The organism is Ruegeria intermedia (genome assembly GCF_900129345.1).
In the GTDB taxonomy this organism is placed as follows: Bacteria; Pseudomonadota; Alphaproteobacteria; order Rhodobacterales; family Rhodobacteraceae; genus Ruegeria; species Ruegeria intermedia.
The window spans coordinates 22,511-41,398 of the sequence record NZ_FQVK01000015.1; the positions used below are offsets into that span (position 1 = coordinate 22,511).

Sequence of the window (18,888 nt, forward strand, 5' to 3'; positions counted from 1 at the left end):
CGGATCAGCCCTTCACGTACAACGGAATGCGTCGGGTGAACTCGGCGCCGTCATGGTCACGCGCCACCAGCCGGACGTTCCAGTTGCCCTTGGCCAGAGTCGCCGGGGCGGAGTAGGCCACGCCGTCAAAGGTGAAATCCGGCGCGAAATCGTCGCGCACATGGGTGGCACGCCCCACGACAGCCTGCAATTCGGCCACGCGGACCGGATCGCCCTGCGCGTCGGTGATGTGCAGGATCAACAGCCCGCCCTTGGTTTCCGCGGTGGCGTCCCAACCCAGCGCCTGCTGTTCGTGCAGACGTTCGTTGAACTCCTGGCTGGCCACGTACGAGTTCTTGACCTCGAGCCCCGGGAAGGTCTTGACCGCGCTGTAGGCCAGAACAAGGTTGACCGCGATGATCACACCGAACGCACCCACGAATACGGCCAGCGCATGTTTGCCGGTGAATTGCCGTTCGCTCATGTCTCAGTTCCCCCGCCCGTTGAACGTGGTGTCTTTGTAGGCCCGCTCGCCGCTGGCCAAGTCCTCGACCCAGATACGAACCGGTGTCGTGTCAGCCGCCGCCGGGGCCGAATCCTTAGGTGCCACTATATACACACGCGTCAGATGTGCGGTATCCGCCGGGACATTCACCGTATCCTGTGCTTCGCCTTCGATCTGAAGCTGCATCGCGGGATCGCCCACCAGCGACAGCTTGAACAACCGGTCCTCGCCATGCTTGTTGCGCAGCCGCACGTCGTAGGTGTTGCGGATCGATCCGTCGGACATGGTCACGAAGGTCGGGTTGCGCACCGGCGCCACCGTCAGGTCTATGTCCGATCGGATGAACAGCGCGAACAGCAGGGCAAACCCCACCGCCGACCACAGCGAGGTGTACAGAATCGTGCGCGGGCGGAAGATATGCTTCCAGATGCTCTTGGGCGGCAGCCCCGAGCGTTCGCGCTGTTCATCGCTGAGCGCCATGTAGTCGATTAGGCCGCGCGGCTTGCCGACCTTTTCCATCATTTCGTCGCAGGCATCGATGCACAGGGCGCAGGTGATGCATTCCAGCTGCTGCCCGTCGCGGATGTCGATCCCCATCGGGCAGACGTTGACGCAGGCGTAACAGTCGATGCAGTCGCCCAACCCTTCGCGGTTCTTGCCCTTGCCGCGAGGCTCACCCCGCCACTCGCGATAGCCCACCACCAGCGTGTCCTCGTCCATCATCGCTGCCTGGATGCGCGGCCAGGGACAGGCATAGATGCAGATCTGTTCGCGCGCGAAGCCTCCGAAGAAAAAGGTCGTGCCGGTCAGGATCAGCATCGTCGTATAGGCGATGGGATGCGCATTGCCGGTGACCAGATCGCGCGCCAGCGTCGGCGCGTCGGCAAAATAGAAGACCCAGGCCCCGCCCGTGGCGAGACCGATCAGGAACCAGGCCGTCCATTTCGTCAGGCGCAGGCGGGCCTTGCGGAGATCAAGCTTTTTCTGCCGGTGCAGGCGCAGCCGGGCGTTCCGGTCGCCCTCGATCCAGCGCTCGACCAGAATGAACAGATCGGTCCAGACCGTTTGCGGGCAGGCATAGCCGCACCACACCCGCCCCAGAGCCGAGGTGAACAGGAACAACCCCAGACCGGCCATGATGAGCAGACCCGCGACGAAATAGAATTCGTGGGGCCAAATCTCGATCCAGAAGAAGTAGAACCGCCGGTTCGCCAGGTCCAGAAGCACCGCCTGGTCCGGCAGGCTGGGGCCGCGGTCCCAGCGGATCCAGGGCGTTATGTAGTAGATCCCCAGCGTGACGGCCATGATGATCCATTTGAGGTTTCGAAACCTGCCAGAAACGCGCCGTGGAAAGATCGGTTCCCTTGCGGCGTAAAGGCTGGGGGCTGGGCTTTGATCGCTCACGGTATGGCTCCGGATCTTGATGTTTGTCGGGCGACTTGTTCCAGATCATACACCGGACAACTTTGACATGGGTCAAAAGCGCATCGCACAGACACCTTTTGTCACACCCCGTTTGCTTGGCGTTTCAGCCACCCGACGAACGTCTTGACCGCCTTTCTCTGCGGCGTTTGCGCCGTCACGATGTGATACCCTCGGGCGTCCGGTGCGACATGAAGTTCAGCTAGTCTTCCGGCCACGATATCACGTTCGACGAAATGTCGCACCGTCACCGTGACCCCCTGCCCCGCGCGCACGCCCTCAAGGACCAGATTGCCCGGCAGACTGGTCCGTCCGGCGCCGGGATCCATCGCCGCCCCATGTTGGGCCAGCCATGTGCTGGCTTCGGTCGTGCCCACCTCTTCGAGCCAGGGCAAACGGGCCAGATCAGCCGGCGACCATTCGGACCTGGACCCCAGAAGACTGGGCGCGGCGACGATGACCATCGGAGTTTGCAGCAACATCTCGGACCGGACGCCCGGCCAGTCGCCTGCTCCGTATCGAATCGCAACATCCACCCCGCCGGGGCGCAGATCGACCAGTTCGGGTGACGGATCCAGGGTCAGATCGATCCCGGGATGATCCGACCGGAACATCGGCAACCGCGGCATCAGCCATGAAGCCGCGAATGAGGCGGTCAGCGAAATGTGCACCGGCCGGTCCTCGCCCGCGTGCACCAGGTCCGAGACCGCCGCATGGATGGCGCCGAACCCCAGCTGAACGCCGCGGGCCAAGTGTTCGCCATCCGACGTCAGGACCAGCGTTTTGCCCGTCCGGTCCAACAGGGTCACGCCCAGATGTGCCTCAAGTGCGCGCAACTGCTGGCTGATGGCGGCATGGCTTACATTCAGCGCAGCACCGGCCTTGACGATATTTCTGTGCTCGGCAAAGGCTGCAAAGGCCCGCAGCGCCGCCAAAGGCGGAAGGTTCAGCCAGTCCATATGTAACCTCAGCTTACATCTAAACATGGTAATTGAGTCGCAAATATCCGGTCAAGAGCCGATGCTGGAACCCGAGTTCATCGCATCAGGAGAAATACCATGCTGAACATCTACGCCGCGTCCTTCATGACCGCCACGCGGTTGAACGCGCCCAAGCTGCGCGACGCGCCCAAACCGAATGCACCCAAAAGGAAAAGATGGCTGCCTGCCGGACACTGGTGGATCGGCAAGAGCCGCGAGTTGGATCCGCGCAACCTTTAGGATCGGGTTGCATGCCAGCGCTGGACCGGGGCCACTGTCAGCCCTATTTTCAGGAAATGCGGTGCCGGCTGTTCAGGAAACGCGCGAACAGATGGAACAGCCGGCACCTTGGCCTTCGGGCGGCGAACCGCCCTAAGGTGTTCGTGTATCTACTGACCACCACCCAATTGGTGGACATAGGCGGAAACCGCACGGATCTGCGCTTCGGTCAGGCGGTTCTGCCAGGCGGGCATCACGCCGAACCGGCTGTAGGTCACGGTCTCGGTCAGGGTCTTTTCATCCCCGCCATACAACCAGATCGCATCGGTCAGGTTCGGAGCGCCTTGGGTCACGTCGCCCTTGCCGTCCTCGCCATGGCAGGCCGCGCAGTTGTCCTCGAACACGACCTTGCCGGCCTGCGCCGCCGCATCATCGGTCTGGGCGCCGCTCAGCGACATCACGTACTGGACGACCTGGGAGATTTCCTCGGGCTCGAGGATTTCACCGAAGGCCGGCATCTCGGAATAGCGGGCTTCGTCGCTTTCCTCGTTCCGAATACCGTGTGCAACGGTGTGGACGATGTCCTCGAGGGTGCCGCCCCACAGCCAGGCGTCGTCAAGCAGGTTGGGGAAGCCTTTGGCCCCCTGCGCGCCCGAACCGTGGCACTGCGCGCACCAGGTGCGGAAGACCGCGCCGCCTGCGTTGACCGCGTATTGCTGCAGGTTGGGGTCCTTCGAGATATCCTCGAGCGGAGTCGCGACCAGGGCTGCGTTCAGCGGGGCGTTGCGCTCTTCGAACTCGACGATTTCCTGCTGGACGTTGGCCCGCGTGGACCAGCCCAGCACACCGGCGGTCGCCGACTGCACCAACGGCCAGGCCGGGTACAGGATCGTGTAGATCACGCCCCAGACTATCGTGGCGTAGAAGGTCCACAACCACCAGCGCGGCATCGGGTTGTCGAATTCCTCGATCCCGTCCCAGCTGTGGCCCGTCGTCTTGGGATCACCCGGCTGTTTTTCAGGTGTCTTGCTCATTTCCGCGCCTCCTCGGATGTGGCGGGTTTGTCTTGATGCCGGAAGGGAATGTTTGCGGTGTCCTTGTATTCCTTCGTGGCGCCGGGGCGGAAAACCCAGATCACGACGCCGATGAAGAAGGCGAACAGGACCAGCAGCATCCAACTGTCGGCGAATTGCCTTAGAATTGTGTACTCTTCCATCACACCCTCCGTCAGCGGCTGGCGACCGGGGTGAAAGTCGAGAAATCGACCAGCGTTCCCAGCATCTGCAGATAGGCGATCAGCGCATCCGCTTCGGTCAGCTCGGGCTGGCCGTCAAAGTTGCGCACGTTCACCTTGTCGCCATAGCGTTCCAGCAGACCGTCATAGTCGCTGTCCGGATCGGCCTGGGCGCGGAAATCGGCCTCGGCGTTCTCCAGCATCTCGTCGGTATAGGGCGTTCCGACCGCGGCGTTCGCCGCCATGATGTCGCCGATATACTTTCCGTCCAGCTTGCGCCGTTCGAGGAAGCCGTATTTCGGCATCACCGATTCCGGCACCACCGATTGCGGATCACGCAGATGGTCCACATGCCACTGGTCCGAATACCGGCCGCCCACGCGGGCCAGATCGGGACCGGTCCGCTTGGACCCCCACTGGAACGGGTGGTCATACATCGACTCGGCCGCCAGCGAGTAGTGGCCATAGCGCTCGACCTCGTCCCGCATCGGGCGGATCATCTGGCTGTGGCAGACATAGCAGCCTTCGCGGATGTAGATTTCACGCCCCGCCATTTCGAGAGGGGTGTAGGGCCGCATGCCCTCCACCTTCTCGATGGTGTTCTCAAGGTAGAACAGAGGCGTGATCTGCACGATGCCACCGATGGTCACGACCAGAAAGCTGAAGATCAGCAGGAGGGACGCGTTGGTCTCGAGGATCTTGTGTTTGTCGAGAATTGCCATTGCTCCGGCCCTCCTTATTCAGCCGGGACCGCGACGGTCAGGCTGGCCTCTTTGGCCGGCGCCCGACGGACGGTCATCCACAGGTTGTAGCACATGATCACCGCACCCGCGACGTACAGAACGCCGCCCAGCGCACGTACCACGTACATCGGGAACTTGGCGGCCACGGTGTCGGCGAACGAGTTCACCAGGAAGCCGTTTGCGTCCACTTCACGCCACATCAGGCCTTCCATGATGCCAGTCACCCACATCGACGCGGCGTAGAGCACGATGCCGATGGTGGCGAGCCAGAAGTGCCAGCTGACCATCTGCAGCGAGTACAGACGCTCGCGCTTCCACAGGACGGGCACCAGGAAGTACAGCGCACCAAAGGTGATCATGCCGTTCCAGCCCAGCGCGCCCGAGTGCACGTGGCCGATGGTCCAGTCGGTGTAGTGCGACAGCGAGTTCACCGCGCGGATCGACATCATCGGGCCTTCGAAGGTGGACATGCCGTAGAAGCCCACCGAGATGACCATCATGCGGATGATCGGGTCGGTGCGCAGCTTGTCCCACGCGCCCGACAGCGTCATCAGGCCGTTGATCATGCCACCCCACGAGGGCATCCACAGCACGACCGAGAACACCATGCCCAAGGTCGAGGCCCAGTCAGGCAGCGCGGTATAGTGCAGGTGGTGCGGACCGGCCCAGATATACAGGAAGATCAGCGCCCAGAAGTGGATGATCGACAGCTTGTAGCTGAACACGGGGCGTTCGGCCTGTTTCGGGATGAAATAGTACATCATGCCCAGGAAGCCTGCGGTCAGGAAGAAGCCCACGGCGTTGTGGCCGTACCACCACTGGATCATGGCGTCCTGAACGCCCGACCAGACGATCACCGATTTCGAGCCCCAGATGCTGACCGGCAGGGTCATGTTGTTGACCAGGTGCAGCATCGCGACGGTCACGATGAAGGACAGGTAGAACCAGTTGGCCACGTAGATATGCGGCTCTTTCCGCTTCACGATCGTGCCCAGGAACACGGCCAGATAGGCCACCCAGACGATGGTCAGCCACAGATCCACATACCATTCAGGCTCGGCATATTCCTTGGACTGGGTCCCGCCCAGCACATATCCGGTCGCCGCCAGCACGATGAACAGCTGATAGCCCCAGAACACGAACCACGCCAGGTTTCCGCCCCACAGCCGCGCCGCGCTGGTACGTTGCACCACGTAGAAGGACGTGGCGATCAGTGCGTTGCCGCCAAAGGCGAAGATCACGGCCGAGGTGTGCAGCGGACGCAGACGGCCAAAGTTCAGGTATCCCTCGGCCCATTCGAAATTGAGCACCGGGAAAGCCAGTTGAAATGCGATGAACGTACCAGCGAGGAATCCAACGACGCCCCAAAAGGCGGTTGCGATCACGCCATAGCGGATCACGCCGTCCATGTATTCCCCCGAGCGATCGACAAGAATGTCGGGCTCGTCGGTGTTGCGAAGCGTCCAGATGAACAGGCCACCGGCGATCAGCATCACCAGTATCGCATGTACCTGATACGCCAAATCCCGCGCATAGTTGGTCCCGATCGCTGCGAACAGCGTGACCAGGCCAAGCGCGATCAGCTTGATGTAATTCGACATATTGCGTCCCTTTGCCATGCCGCACGCGATTCTTTTGCCGTGCGCGGCTTTTCTGACTGCCCGCTGTATCGGCCAACCGCGGGCTGTACTGCTTTGATCTGCATCAAGACAATAGAGCGAAAACTGTGACACGCATAACCAAATGAATGGCCGGCCCGAAACTGTCGCACCGGGCAATGGAACAATGAGGTCAAGATGGCTTACAAATCGCTTCTCTCAGTCGTGACGGAAACAAAATTCGCAAAGAAGGCGCTGGAGCAGATGGCCGCTTTGGCCGAAGCGCAGGATGGCCATGCCGAAGCGCTGTGTCTGGGCGTCGATCGCAGCCAGACCGGGTACTATTATGCAGGGGCCAACGCGTTGATCCTGCAGGAAACCCTGAACCGGGCCAATGCCGAGGCGGACGAAAACCTGAAATTCGCCGAGGAATTCCTGGGCAAGTCCGGCGTGCGCTGGTCAGCCGAAAGCGGCGTGGCGCAGATCGCGGATCTGGGCCGGCATGTCGCCCACCGGGCCCGGTTCTCGGATCTGGTGGTGCTGCCGCAACCCTATGGCGAAGGCCGGGGCGCCGAGGCCGAGCCGATCGTCGAGGCCGCGATGTTCGACGGGCACGCCCCGGTTCTGGTGGTGCCGGATGACGCGGAAATCGTGTCTCGGCCGCGCACCGTTCTGATCGGATGGAACGAAAGCGTCGAGGCGATGCGCGCCATCCGGTTCGCCCTGCCGTTCCTGATGGCGGCGGATCTGACCCGGATCGTCGTGATCGACCCGCCGGCCCACGGCCCGGACCGGTCGGACCCGGGCGGCCTACTGTCGCAAATGCTGGCCCGGCACGGTGTGAAATGCGAAATCGACGTGCTCAGCAAGACGATGACCCGCGTGTCGGACATTCTGAACCGCCACGCCGAGGACACCGCGGCCGACATGATCGTCATGGGGGCCTACGGGCATTCCCGCTTCCGCGAGGCCATTCTGGGCGGCGCCACGCGCAACATGCTGGAAAAATCCGCCGTGCCGGTTTTCATGGCGCATTGACGGGAAACAGGGTCGGCCGCCTCGGGTCGGGGCGGCCTTCCGACTCAGACCTTCTTGATCAGGCCGATCAGGAACAAAAGGATCACCGCCCCGATCGTGGCGAAGAAAATCGACGAGAAAACCCCGCCGCCTACGGAAAATCCAAGCGCCGGAAAGATCGTCCCCGCCAGGAACGCCCCGACGACACCGACGATGATGTTGCCGATCAGGCCGAACCCGCGGCCGGACATGATCTTGCCCGACAGCCACCCGGCAATCGCGCCGACGAATACCATCGCGAAAACACTGCTGAATTCCATGACCGCTCCCTGACTTGGGTTGATGCCCCTTGGTTAGAGCACGGACGCGCCTTGGCGTCACGCGCCAAGATCGCCGGACACTGTCTTGTCAGGTCAGCGGTCAGACCAGAAAGCCGCCATCGGCATCGTCGCCGGCTTCCTCCATCAGGCGCCCGATATCCGGCACGGTGACGTGACGCTTGCCCTCCAACAGGATCACCTTGTCCTTTTTCAGCGCCGAGATCTGACGGCTGACCGTTTCCAGCGTCAGGCCCAGATAGTCGGCCATCGCCTCGCGCGTCAGCGGCAGATCGAACACGATCGGCCCCGAAAGCCCCTTTTGGCTGACCGAGGCGTCCCGGCGGGCGATGATCGACAACAGGCTGGCGATCTTCTCGCGCGCGGTCTTGCGGCCCAGGACCAGCATCCATTCACGCGCCGCGTCCAACTCGTCCAGCGTCATCTGCAGCAGGCGTTGCGCGATATGCGGCGTGCTGTTCATCAGGTCTTCGAACGGTTTCTTGCGGAAACAGCACATGACCACGTCGGTCGTGGCCACCACGTCATAAGCTGCCGAATCGCGCCCCGGGCGGCCCACGAAATCGCTGGGCAGCAGCAGGCCCACCATCTGGGTGCGTCCGTCCTCCATCGTCTGTGTCAGGGTCGCGATCCCGGACACGACCGAGCCGACGAAATTCATCTGGTCGCCCGACCAGATGATCGTCTGCCCCGCCTCGAAGCTGCGGTAATACTTGATCTCTTCCAGCGCGATCAGTTCATCCGCATCACAGCGCGCGCATACCGCCCGATGGCGAATCGGGCAGTCTTCGCAGTTCGAATGATCGACGAGAGTGTTCAGGGTCATGCGCGCGTCCACTTGATCTCGGTCAAGGTTTTCTGATCCCCGAGCCTATACCGGTGTCGTCATGATAGTAAAACCTCAATTGGCAAAGCTCGGACTATTTGACGCGAAGGTACCGCGTTATACCAGCTATCCGACCGCCCCCCACTTCAGCAATGACGTGGGGCCCGACATGTTCGGCGACTGGATCTCCGCCATCCGGCCGGGCAGTTCGATCTCGCTCTATGTACATGTGCCGTTCTGCCGGCGGCTGTGCTGGTTCTGCGCCTGCCGCACCCAGGGCACCCAAACCGACAACCCGGTCATCGCCTATGTCGATGTCCTCAAGGCCGAGCTGGACCTGCTGGCCGCGCGCCTGCCCAGCGGGGTGACCCTGTCGCGCCTGCACTGGGGCGGGGGCACGCCCACGCTGCTGAACCCCGACCTGATGCGCGAACTGGCCGCGCATATTCTGGGCATCGTCCCACTTGGACCCGACGCGGAATTCTCGGTCGAGATCGACCCCAACGAGGTGGACGCCGCCCGTCTGGATGCGCTGGCCGAAGCCGGGATGAACCGCGCTTCGATCGGGGTTCAGGATTTCGACGACGAGATCCAGAAGACGATCGGGCGCATCCAGAGCTATGACACCACCCGCGAGGCGATCGACATGATCCGCGCGCGCGGCGTGCCCAGCCTGAACGCTGACATCCTGTACGGGCTGCCGCACCAGACCAAGGCGCGGATGACCGAAAGCGTGCAGAAGCTGCTGTCGCTCAGCCCCGACCGGGTGGCGCTGTATGGCTATGCCCATGTGCCGTGGATGGCGAAACGCCAGCAGCTGATCCCGTCCGACGCCCTGCCGACGCCGGAACAGCGGCTGGAGCTGTTCGACACCGCTCGCCGTCTGTTCCTGTGGGACAACTACGAAGAAATCGGCATCGACCATTTCGCCACCAAGGATGACGGGCTGACCCACGCGCTGAAGACCGGGCGGCTGAAACGCAACTTCCAGGGCTATACCGACGACCAGGCCGAGGTTCTGATCGGCGTCGGCGCCAGCTCGATCTCGCGCTTCCCGCAGGGATACGCGCAGAACGCGCCCGCCACGTCGGTGCACACCAAAGCGGTGCGCGAAGGCCGGTTCTCGACCTCGCGCGGGCATCTGTTCAAGGATCAGGATATTCTGCGCGCCCGTTTGATCGAGGCCCTGATGTGCGACTTCCGAATCGACACGGCCGAGATCCTGCGCGACCACGACATCTCGGCGGCCGAGCTGACGGCGATGTACCAGCGCGCCAATGACGCCTTCGACGGGTTGCTGCAGATTACCGATGACGGGCTGTTCATCCCGCCCGAAGCGCGCTCCTTGACCCGGATGATCGCCCGCACCTTCGACGCCTATGACCTGAGCAAGGCCGGCCACAGCTCGGCGATCTGACGACAGGCGGCAGGCCGCAAGCCGGCCAGTCGCCACAACACGAAAAGCGAGGGGGGTTGACGCGCGCGGTGGGTTTTCCCCACACTCGGAAGGCGGGCGGCAGGCCGCCCGACGCCGAGGCAGGCCGACATTCAGACAGACTCGCCGGCGCATCCGCGTTCGACAGCTCCTTTCGTGCAGCCACTCTGCAACTTGACGAAGGGACAGCACCCATGCGCGTTTTCACCGTCCTCGGCCCCAGCCAATCGGGCAAGACAACACTGGTCGAGGCCATCAGTCGCCTAGATGGCCGGCCCACCACATTCGACCTGTCCGGAACCGTGCATCTGCACGGTTTTTCTTATCTGGACGAACCGTGGTGCGCGATCGACGTGGATGGCGGGGGCGATGCGCTGGCCTATGCCGGGCCCGCCATGGCCATTTCCGACGCGGCGGTGGTGGTTGTTCCGCCGGACCCGGACGCGGCGGTTCTGTGCGCCCCCTATCTGCGGCTGGTCGAGGAGGCGGGCATTCCCTGCTTTCTGTTCATCAACCGGATGGACAACCCCAACGGCCGCATCCGCGACATCGTCGCCGCGCTGCAGACCTATTGCAGCCATCACATCACCCTGCGGCAGGTGCCGATCCGTGAAGGCGAAACCATCGTCGGCGCCGTCGACCTGATCTCGGAGCGCGCGTGGAAATATCAGGAAGGTCAGCCCTCGGCGCTGATCGAACTGCCGCAATCGGTGGCCGATCGCGAGGCCGAAGCCCGCACCGAGCTGCTCGAAACCCTGTCGGATTTCGACGACCACCTGCTTGAGCAGCTGATCGAGGACAAGCAGCCGCCCAGCGCCGAGATCTATGACCTGGCCGCGCAGGTCTTGCAGAACCACCAGTTGATCCCGGCCTGTCTGGGCGCGGCCGGCCATGGCAACGGGCTGACCCGCCTGATGAAGGCCCTGCGGCACGAGGCACCCGAATTCGACATCGCCGCCGACCGCGACGCGGCGCCCGAGGCCGCCCGCGCCATCGCAGGCTTTGCCGACGTCAAGAAGCACATCGGCAAGATCATCGTCCTGCGGGGGCTGGGCGACGGGATCAAGGCGCATGACCCGCTGGGCGGCGAAACCGTTGGCAACCTGACCGCGCTGGACGCCAAGACCCAGATCGACGGGCTGAAGGCCGGCGAGATCGGGCTGGCGGTGAAATCCGATCACCTCAACCCCGGCAACATCTATGACAGCAGCGGCTTCACGCCGCTGCCGGACTGGGCCACGGCGCATCCGGTCGCCTATCGGCAGGTGGTGTCGCCGGCCCATGAGCGCGACGACGTGCGCCTGTCCAACGCGCTGTCCCGGCTGGTCGAGATCGACCCCGGCCTGACGCTGGAACAGGACGAGCTGAGCGGCCACGCCGTTCTCGGTTCCCAAGGGCCGCAGCACATGCGCCGGGTGGTCGCCAAGCTGGCCGAGGATTTCGGGATCGAGATCGAAACCTCTCCGGTCGAGACCGCCTATCGCGAGACCATCCGCGCCACGGTCGAACACCGGCACCGCCACCGCAAGCAATCCGGCGGCGCGGGGCAGTTCGCCGATGTGGTGATCTCGGTCGCGCCGCTGCCGCGCGGATCGGGTTTTCAATTCGACGAGGTGGTCAAGGGCGGCGCGGTGCCCAAGAACTATATCCCCTCGGTCGAACAAGGCGCGGTCGATGCGTTGGCGCAGGGTCCCGAGGGCTTTCCGGTGGTGGATGTGAAGGTCACGCTGCATGACGGCAAGCATCACAACGTGGACAGTTCCGATTTTGCCTTCCGGACGGCCGGAAAAAACGCCGTGCGCGAGGCCTTGCCACAGGCCAAGCCCGTCGTGTTGCAGCCGATCCTGAACGCCGAGATTCACGTTCCGTCTGCCTTCGTGGGCGATCTGGTGCCCACGATCAGCTCGCTTCAGGGGCAGGTTCTGGGGTTCGAGGGCAACCCGAACGCGCCGGGCTGGGAGATCTTCAACGCCCAGCTGCCCGCCGTGGCCGAGGACGAACTGCATCGCACGCTGGCCAGCGCCTCGCGCGGGACCGGCTGGGTCAAGCTGCAGTTCGACCACTATGAAGAGCTGCGCGGCCCGGTGCCGAAATCAGCGGCGCGTGAAGCGGCCAACGCCTAACCCGCTGCCGCGATCAGTTCGCGGGTATAGTCATCCTGGGCGTTGACGAACAGGTCTTCGGCAGCGCCCATCTCGACCACGTCTCCGTTGCGCATGACGATCACCTTGTGTGACATCGCCCGCACCACCTTCAGGTCGTGGCTGATGAACAGGTAGGCCAGCCCATATTTCTTCTGCAGGTCGCGCAGCAATTCGACGATCTGCACCTGAACCGTCATGTCCAACGCACTGGTGGGTTCATCCAGCACCAGCAGCTTGGGCCGCAGCACCATGGCGCGGGCGATCGCGATGCGCTGGCGTTGCCCGCCCGAGAATTCGTGCGGATAGCGGTCCATCGCCGCCGGGTCCAGGCCCACTTCGGTCATCACCTCGGCCACCAGCTCGCGCGGGGCGCGGTGCGGGTCGACCTTGTGGATCGCCAGACCCTCGGCGATGATCTGCTGGCAGGTCATACGCGGGCTGAGGCTGCCGAACGGGTCCTGAAACACGATCTGCATGTCCTTGCGCAGGCGGCGCAGTTCACGCGTGGACCAGCGGCGCACATCCTGCCCGCGGAAGGTGATCGCGCCCTCGGAGGCGATCAGCCGCATGATCGCCAGCGCCAGCGTGGTTTTGCCCGAGCCGCTTTCGCCCACGATCCCCACGGTCTCGCCCGCCCGCACGCTGAACGAGGCGTCGTTCACCGCCTTCACATAGCCGACCGTGCGTTTCAGGAACCCGCGCTGGATCGGGAACCAGACCTTCAGATGCTCGGTCCGGGCCACTTCTTCGGCCGCGGGGTCGATCGGGTCGGGAATGCCTTTTGGTTCGGCCGCCAGCAGCTTGCGGGTATAAGGGTGCTGAGGGTTGTCGAAGATCTCGGCCACGGGGCCGGTCTCGACGATCTCGCCATCCTTCATCACGCAGACCCGGTCGGCGATGCGCCGCACGATGCCCAGATCATGGGTGATGAACAGCATCCCCATGTTTTCCGATTTCTGCAGCTCGGCCAGCAGTTCGAGGATCTGCGCTTGAATGGTCACGTCCAGCGCGGTGGTCGGCTCGTCTGCGATCAGGATGTCGGGCTGATTGGCCAGCGCCATGGCGATCATCACCCGCTGCCGCTGTCCGCCGGACAGCTGATGGGGATAGGCGTCCAGCCGTTCCTCGGGGTCGCGGATGCCGACCTTGGTCAGCAGCTCGACGATCCGGGCGCGCGCCGCGTCGCCCGTCAGACCCTGGTGCAGGGCCAGAGATTCCGCCATCTGCTTCTGGATCGTGTGCAGCGGGTTCAGCGAGGTCATCGGCTCTTGAAAGATGAAGCTGATGTCGTTTCCGCGCACATCCATCAGGCGCTGCTCGGATGCGCCGATCATCTCTTGCCCGTCATAGGTGACCGACCCTTCGACGATCGCGCTGTCGCCCAGCAGCGACACGGTCGACAGCGCGGTGACCGATTTGCCCGAGCCGGATTCGCCGACCAGCGCCACGGTTTCCCCGCGATCGACGTGGAACGACACGCCCCGAACCGCCGTGGTCACCTGCCCGTCCTGGCGGAACGAGACCCTGAGGTTTTTCACATCCAGCAAGCTCATGAGAAGGTCTTTCGCGGGTCGAACGCGTCACGCACGCCTTCGAAGATGAAGACCAGCAGCGACAGCATGATGGCAAAGGTGAAAAAGGCGGTGAAGGCCAGCCATGGGGCCTGCAGGTTCTGCTTGGCCTGCAGGGTCAATTCACCCAGCGAGGGCGCCGAGGACGGCAGACCGAAGCCCAGAAAATCGAGGCTGGCCAGCCCCCCGATCGTGCCGGTCACGATGAAGGGCATGAAGGTCAGCGTGGCCACCATCGCGTTGGGCAGCATGTGACGGAACATGATGGTAAGGTTGCCCACGCCCAGCGCCTTGGCCGCGCGTACGTACTCCAGGTTGCGGGCGCGCAGGAACTCGGCCCGTACCACGCCCACCAGACCCGTCCACGAGAACAGGATCATCAGGAACACCAGCAGCCAGAAGCTGCGCCCCAGCACCGCGAACATGATGATGATGACGTAAAGCGAGGGCGTCGCCGACCAGATCTCGATGATGCGCTGGAAGATCAAATCCAGCCAGCCGCCGAAAAAGCCCTGCAGCGCGCCGGCGAATATGCCGATCAGACTGGCCGCGCCGGTGACGATCAGGGTGAACAGGATCGACAGGCGGAAGCCGTAGATGACACGCGCCAGAACGTCGCGCTTGGTGTCGTCGGTGCCCAGCAGGTTCTGCCCGTTGGGCGGCAGAGGCGCGGCGCCGGGACGGTCGACGCTGGTGTTGTAGGAATAGGGGATCGGCGGCCAGATCGCCCAGCCGCGCTCGAACCCTTCGGCCTGGAAGGTTCCCGCCTCGATCTGCTCGATGATGCCTTCGGGATCGTCGAAACACTCCTCCAGCCCGCCGCTGTCGATCAGGCAGCGGACCTCGGGGTCGCGATAGATCGCCTCGGTCTGGAAGTCGCCGCCGAACTCGGTCTCGGCGTAGAAATTGAAAATGGGCGTGTAGAACTCGCCCCGGTACTTCACCAGGATCGGTTTGTCATTGGCGATGAATTCCGCGAACAGCGACAGGCCGAACAGCACCGAAAAGATGATCAGCGACCAAAAGGCCCGGCGGTTGCGGCAGAAATTGCGCCAGCGGCGCTGGTTCAGAGGAGAAAGTGCCATCTACCCCTCGCGTTTCTCGAAATCGATGCGCGGATCGACCAGCACATACATCAGGTCGCTGATGATGCCGACGATCAACCCGAGCAGGCCGAAAATGAACAGCGTCCCGAAGATCACCGGATAGTCGCGCGCCACCGCGGCCTCAAAGCCCAGACGGCCCAGACCATCCAGCGAGAAGATCGTCTCGATGATGATCGACCCGCCGAAGAACACGCCGATGAACACCGCCGGAAAGCCGGCGATCACGATCAGCATCGCGTTGCGGAACACGTGGCCGTACAGCACCCGCCGTTCACTCAGCCCCTTGGCGCGGGCGGTCATGACGTATTGCTTCTTGATCTCGTCCAGAAACGAATTCTTGGTCAGCAGCGTCAGCGTGGCAAAGGCCGAGATCGTCAGCGCGATGGTCGGCAGCGTGATGTGCCAGAAATAGTCGGCCACCTTGCCCAGCAGGCTCAACTCCTCCCAATTGTCCGAGGTCAGCCCGCGCAGCGGGAAGATCTGCCAGTAGGACCCGCCCGCAAACAGCACCAGCAGCAGGATCGCGAACAGGAAGCCCGGAATGGCATAGGCCACGATGATGGCCGCGCTGGTCCAGGTGTCAAAGCGCGACCCATCCTTGACCGCCTTGCGGATGCCCAGCGGGATCGAGACCAGATAGGCGATCAGCGTCGACCACAAGCCCAGCGAGATGGACACCGGCATCTTTTCCAGCACCAGGTCGATCACGGACACCGAGCGGAAGTAGCTTTCGCCGAAATCCAGCGTCAGATAGTTGCCCATCATGGTCAGGAACCGCTCGACCGGCGGTTTGTCGAACCCGAACTCTTTCTCCAGTTCGGCGATGAATTCCGGCGGCAACCCGCGGGCGCCCACGTATTTGTCATCGAAAACGCCGCCGCCGGGTTCGGCCCCTGCCCCGGCGTCGCCCGATCCGGCAAAGCCCGCGAACACATCGCCCTGCCCTTCGATCTGGGCGATGATCTGTTCGATCGGGCCGCCCGGCACGAACTGCACCAGCGTGAAGTTGACGATCATGATGCCCAGAAGGGTCGGGATGACCAGCAACAGGCGTCGAAGAATATAGGCGCCCATGTTACCGCAACGCGCCTTCCGCTTTCAGGGCCGCCTCTTTCTCGGGATTGATCCACCACAGATCCAGATAGCCCAGCGAATAGGGCGGCAGCTGTTCGGGATATTCATACATGTCGTAGTAGGCCGTCCAGTATTCCGCGATATACCCGTCGGGAATGATGAAGAACTCGTAGCGCAGGGCACGGTCAAGCGCCATCAGCGCCGCGTCCTGTTCGGTCTGGTTGGTCGTGGCGAAAGACGCCTCGATGATGGCGTCCACCAGGGGGCTGACAAGGCCGGCCGGGTTGAACAGGCTGAACGCGGCCTCTTTCGAGCCGTACATCTGGCTCAGCCCGCCGCCGGTGGACAGGAACGCGCCATAACGGGTGGAATACACCATGTCATAGTCACGTTCGCGGCTGCGCAGCGTGTATTGCGCCGGGTCGACCTTTTCCGCCGTCGCGTCCACGCCGATGGCCTGCAGGTTCTGCACGAAGGTCTCGATCATCGTGGCCGTCGAGGTCGGCAGGTTCGACGGGTACGGGATGTTCACCCGTAGGGTCTGGCCTTGGGCATTGCGGCGCACGTTGCCTTCACCCACGGGCCATCCGGCCTCGTCCAGCAGCTTCGCGGCCTTGCGCAGGTTGCGCCGGTCGTTCAGCCGCGCCGGGTTCGATTGATGCACCGTTTCCACCGGCTGGGTCAGCAGTTCCGGCGGCACCACGTCGCCCAGCGATTTCAGAAACTCCAGCTCGGCCCCCTGCGGGACATCCTTCGCCTCGAGCGGGGTGCCCTCGATGAAGGAATCGCGCGGCGAGTTCAGGCCGTACAGAAGCGATTCATTGGCCCATTCGAAATTGAACGCCAGCGCCAGCGCCTTGCGCACATTCTTGTCGGCGAATTGGGGGCGCGCCAGATTGAACACGAAACCCGAAGGTGTCGGCGGGCTGCCGTCTGGGATCGCATCCTTCACCACATAGCCCTGCGCGACCTTGGGAAAATCATACCCGGTCGCCCACAGTTTGGGGTCGCTTTCGATGCGGAACGTGTATTCGCCGGCCTTGAACGCCTCGAAGGCCGCGGTCTGATCCGCGAAATACTCGACCCGGATGCTGTCATAGTTGAACCGGCCCTTGTTGAACGGCAGGTCCTTGCCCCAATAGTCGTCGCGCCGCTTGTAGACGATGCGCCGGTTGATGTCGTAACTGTCCAGCTTGTAGGGCCCCGACCCCACGGCGACCTCCAGCCGCGGCTCGTCCAGGCGGCGCGACGGGTCGGCCTCGAACCAGGCCTTGGAAAACACCGGGGTGGACCCCACCGTCTCGATCCGGCTGCGCGCGGTCAGGTCCGGGTTGAAGGTGAATTTCACCGTATGGGTGTCCAGTGCCTCGGCGCCGGTGACCATGCGGCCCACGGCCTGCGCATAGGATGGCAGGCCCTGCTCGATGAACAGGCGATGGCTGTAGACGACGTCCTCGGCCGTGACCGGCGTGCCGTCCCAGAAGGTCGCCTCGGGGCGCAGATGGAAGATGACCCAGTTGCGGTCGGCGTCGTATTCTAGGCTTTCGGCCAGCACACCGTAATACTGGCCAACGCTGTCATCGGTGCTTTCGATCAACCGGTCGTATTGCAACGTGGTCAGCGCACCGGCCCGCCCCTTGCGGGAATAGGGGTTGAGCGAATCGAACGTCCCCGACGCCGCCAGCGACAGCTCGCCCCCTTTGGGCGCGTCGGGATTCACATAGTTCAGGTGCGTATAATCAGCCGGATAGTCGAGATTGCCGAAATAAGAATAGCCGTGGCTGCGGATGATGTCGCCCTCATCGGCCGTGGCCGGGACAGCCTGCACCGCCATGATCGCCGCCGAAAGCCCCAACGCTGTCGCCCAATGCCGAATACTCAGTACACGCGCGCCGGGCAAAACGGGTTTCATGCAGGTCATCCTTCGCGTTCGTCTCGGTTCCATGTCTGTCCACGCTAACTAACGGGCCAGCGATGGCAGTTGCAAGTTTAGACTGCGTGAGCGCTTTGTGAAGATTTATTGAGACGAAAAAGCCGCTGCGCATCGGCAGCGGCTTTCGCAAGTCTCGGACCCTGACCTATCAGCCGCCGATCGTCTGCAGATAGGCGATCAGATTGGCACGGTCTTCCGGTTTCTTCAGGCCTGCAAAGCTCATCGACGTGCCTTGGATATAGCCTTTCGGGTTGGCCAGGAACGCGTCCAGTTCCTCGGGCGTCCAGTTGCCGCCATGCGACTGCATCGCGGCGGAATACCCGCCGAACCCTTCGGCCGATGCGACCGGACGATTCACGACGCCGTACAGGTACGGGCCGGTGCCGTTCGCGCCCTTTTCCAGCTTGTGGCAGGCCGAGCATTTGCGGAACACCTTGGCGCCCTTTTCCGGATCGGCCGCGGCCAGCAGATCGGCAAAGACCACCTCTTCGCCATCCGCGCTTTCGCCGGCGCTTTCCGTTTCGATCACATAGGCGGCCATTTCACCATGCGCGTCCGTGCTATACAGAACGTCAGCCCCCCATTTCGCCAGGAGGAAGATAAGAAAGGCACCAAACAGGCCGGCTGCGGCCTTGGTAACTGTCATCGTGTCAAACATTGATCGCGAGTCCATTTCAGCTGTCTGCGGGGTGTCTAAGGCTTCCCCTTGCAAGAGGCAAGGTATAGACACCGCGACCAAACGCCCAATTCTGTAACTTGTTGCA

Annotated in this window: 18 protein-coding genes; 4 read left to right on the top strand and 14 right to left on the bottom strand. The window is 63.1% G+C overall.

The features are described 5' to 3' along the window. Nucleotides 1-4: 4 nt before the first annotated feature. The 3 genes from F3H26_RS11610 to F3H26_RS11620 form a co-directional block, all read right to left on the bottom strand. Nucleotides 5-463, bottom strand: a complete 459-nt coding sequence (locus tag F3H26_RS11610) for a FixH family protein (protein WP_149776216.1) — start codon at nt 461-463, stop codon at nt 5-7. A gap of 3 nt (nt 464-466) precedes the next feature. Beyond that, nucleotides 467-1,888 carry a cytochrome c oxidase accessory protein CcoG gene (ccoG, locus tag F3H26_RS11615; RefSeq protein WP_149776217.1) on the bottom strand — a complete coding sequence of 474 codons (1,422 nt, stop codon included), beginning with the start codon at nt 1,886-1,888 and terminating at the stop codon, nt 467-469. Between the two features lie 101 nt (nt 1,889-1,989). Further along, nucleotides 1,990-2,865: a LysR family transcriptional regulator gene (locus tag F3H26_RS11620; protein WP_149776218.1), complete on the bottom strand. Its 876-nt coding sequence runs from the start codon at nt 2,863-2,865 to the stop codon at nt 1,990-1,992. Nucleotides 2,866-2,964: 99 nt separating this feature from the next. Here F3H26_RS11620 and F3H26_RS19470 point away from each other — a divergent pair, with 99 nt between their 5' ends. Continuing rightward, complete coding sequence (locus F3H26_RS19470; RefSeq protein WP_188127755.1) at nt 2,965-3,126, top strand: hypothetical protein; 162 nt, start codon at nt 2,965-2,967, stop codon at nt 3,124-3,126. A 149-nt stretch (nt 3,127-3,275) separates the two neighbouring features. Here the strand turns inward: F3H26_RS19470 and ccoP are convergent, their stop codons facing one another. From ccoP to ccoN, 4 genes are read right to left on the bottom strand one after another with little or no spacing between them, the layout of a single operon-like run. Further along, entirely contained in the window at nt 3,276-4,139 is an 864-nt protein-coding gene (gene ccoP / locus F3H26_RS11625; protein ID WP_149776219.1) for a cytochrome-c oxidase, cbb3-type subunit III, read from the bottom strand. After that, nucleotides 4,136-4,321: a cbb3-type cytochrome c oxidase subunit 3 gene (locus F3H26_RS11630; RefSeq protein WP_149776220.1), complete on the bottom strand. Its 186-nt coding sequence runs from the start codon at nt 4,319-4,321 to the stop codon at nt 4,136-4,138. The genes ccoP and F3H26_RS11630 overlap by 4 nt, the downstream gene beginning before the upstream one ends. An 11-nt stretch (nt 4,322-4,332) precedes the next feature. Then, nucleotides 4,333-5,061 carry a cytochrome-c oxidase, cbb3-type subunit II gene (gene ccoO / locus F3H26_RS11635; protein ID WP_149776221.1) on the bottom strand — a complete coding sequence of 243 codons (729 nt, stop codon included), beginning with the start codon at nt 5,059-5,061 and terminating at the stop codon, nt 4,333-4,335. Nucleotides 5,062-5,075: 14 nt separating this feature from the next. Next, nucleotides 5,076-6,683, bottom strand: coding sequence for a cytochrome-c oxidase, cbb3-type subunit I (ccoN, locus tag F3H26_RS11640; protein WP_149776222.1), 1,608 nt, complete (start codon nt 6,681-6,683; stop codon nt 5,076-5,078). Between the two features lie 195 nt (nt 6,684-6,878). On the opposite strand from ccoN, the gene F3H26_RS11645 reads away from it, so the two are divergent. Beyond that, complete coding sequence (locus F3H26_RS11645) at nt 6,879-7,718, top strand: universal stress protein (RefSeq protein ID WP_149776223.1); 840 nt, start codon at nt 6,879-6,881, stop codon at nt 7,716-7,718. 44 nt (nt 7,719-7,762) lie between these two features. On the opposite strand, the gene F3H26_RS11650 is transcribed toward F3H26_RS11645, so the two are convergent. Then, nucleotides 7,763-8,017 carry a GlsB/YeaQ/YmgE family stress response membrane protein gene (locus tag F3H26_RS11650; RefSeq protein ID WP_149776224.1) on the bottom strand — a complete coding sequence of 85 codons (255 nt, stop codon included), beginning with the start codon at nt 8,015-8,017 and terminating at the stop codon, nt 7,763-7,765. Nucleotides 8,018-8,117: 100 nt separating this feature from the next. Then, on the bottom strand, nt 8,118-8,861 hold the full coding sequence (gene fnrL / locus F3H26_RS11655; RefSeq protein ID WP_149776225.1) for a transcriptional regulator FnrL: 744 nt from the start codon (nt 8,859-8,861) through the stop codon (nt 8,118-8,120). A gap of 61 nt (nt 8,862-8,922) precedes the next feature. Here fnrL and hemN point away from each other — a divergent pair, with 61 nt between their 5' ends. Continuing rightward, complete coding sequence (hemN, locus tag F3H26_RS11660) at nt 8,923-10,278, top strand: oxygen-independent coproporphyrinogen III oxidase (RefSeq protein ID WP_149776226.1); 1,356 nt, start codon at nt 8,923-8,925, stop codon at nt 10,276-10,278. 212 nt (nt 10,279-10,490) lie between these two features. Further along, entirely contained in the window at nt 10,491-12,419 is a 1,929-nt protein-coding gene (locus tag F3H26_RS11665; protein ID WP_149776227.1) for an elongation factor G, read from the top strand. Here F3H26_RS11665 and F3H26_RS11670 read toward each other — a convergent pair. The 5 genes from F3H26_RS11670 to F3H26_RS11690 form a co-directional block, all read right to left on the bottom strand. Continuing rightward, on the bottom strand, nt 12,416-13,993 hold the full coding sequence (locus tag F3H26_RS11670; protein ID WP_149776228.1) for an ABC transporter ATP-binding protein: 1,578 nt from the start codon (nt 13,991-13,993) through the stop codon (nt 12,416-12,418). The genes F3H26_RS11665 and F3H26_RS11670 overlap by 4 nt on opposite strands. Continuing rightward, nucleotides 13,990-15,096 (bottom strand): ABC transporter permease, encoded by a 1,107-nt coding sequence (locus tag F3H26_RS11675; RefSeq protein ID WP_149776229.1) that lies wholly within the window; start codon nt 15,094-15,096, stop codon nt 13,990-13,992. Before F3H26_RS11675 ends, F3H26_RS11670 begins: the two co-directional genes overlap by 4 nt. Beyond that, entirely contained in the window at nt 15,097-16,191 is a 1,095-nt protein-coding gene (locus F3H26_RS11680) for a microcin C ABC transporter permease YejB (RefSeq protein WP_149776230.1), read from the bottom strand. It abuts the gene before it with no gap. A gap of 1 nt (nt 16,192) precedes the next feature. Next, the gene (locus F3H26_RS11685) at nt 16,193-18,103 is read right to left on the bottom strand and encodes an extracellular solute-binding protein (protein WP_149776231.1); all 1,911 of its coding nucleotides are present in this window, start codon (nt 18,101-18,103) and stop codon (nt 16,193-16,195) included. Between the two features lie 169 nt (nt 18,104-18,272). After that, on the bottom strand, nt 18,273-18,782 hold the full coding sequence (locus F3H26_RS11690) for a c-type cytochrome (RefSeq protein WP_149776232.1): 510 nt from the start codon (nt 18,780-18,782) through the stop codon (nt 18,273-18,275). Nucleotides 18,783-18,888 lie beyond the last annotated feature (106 nt).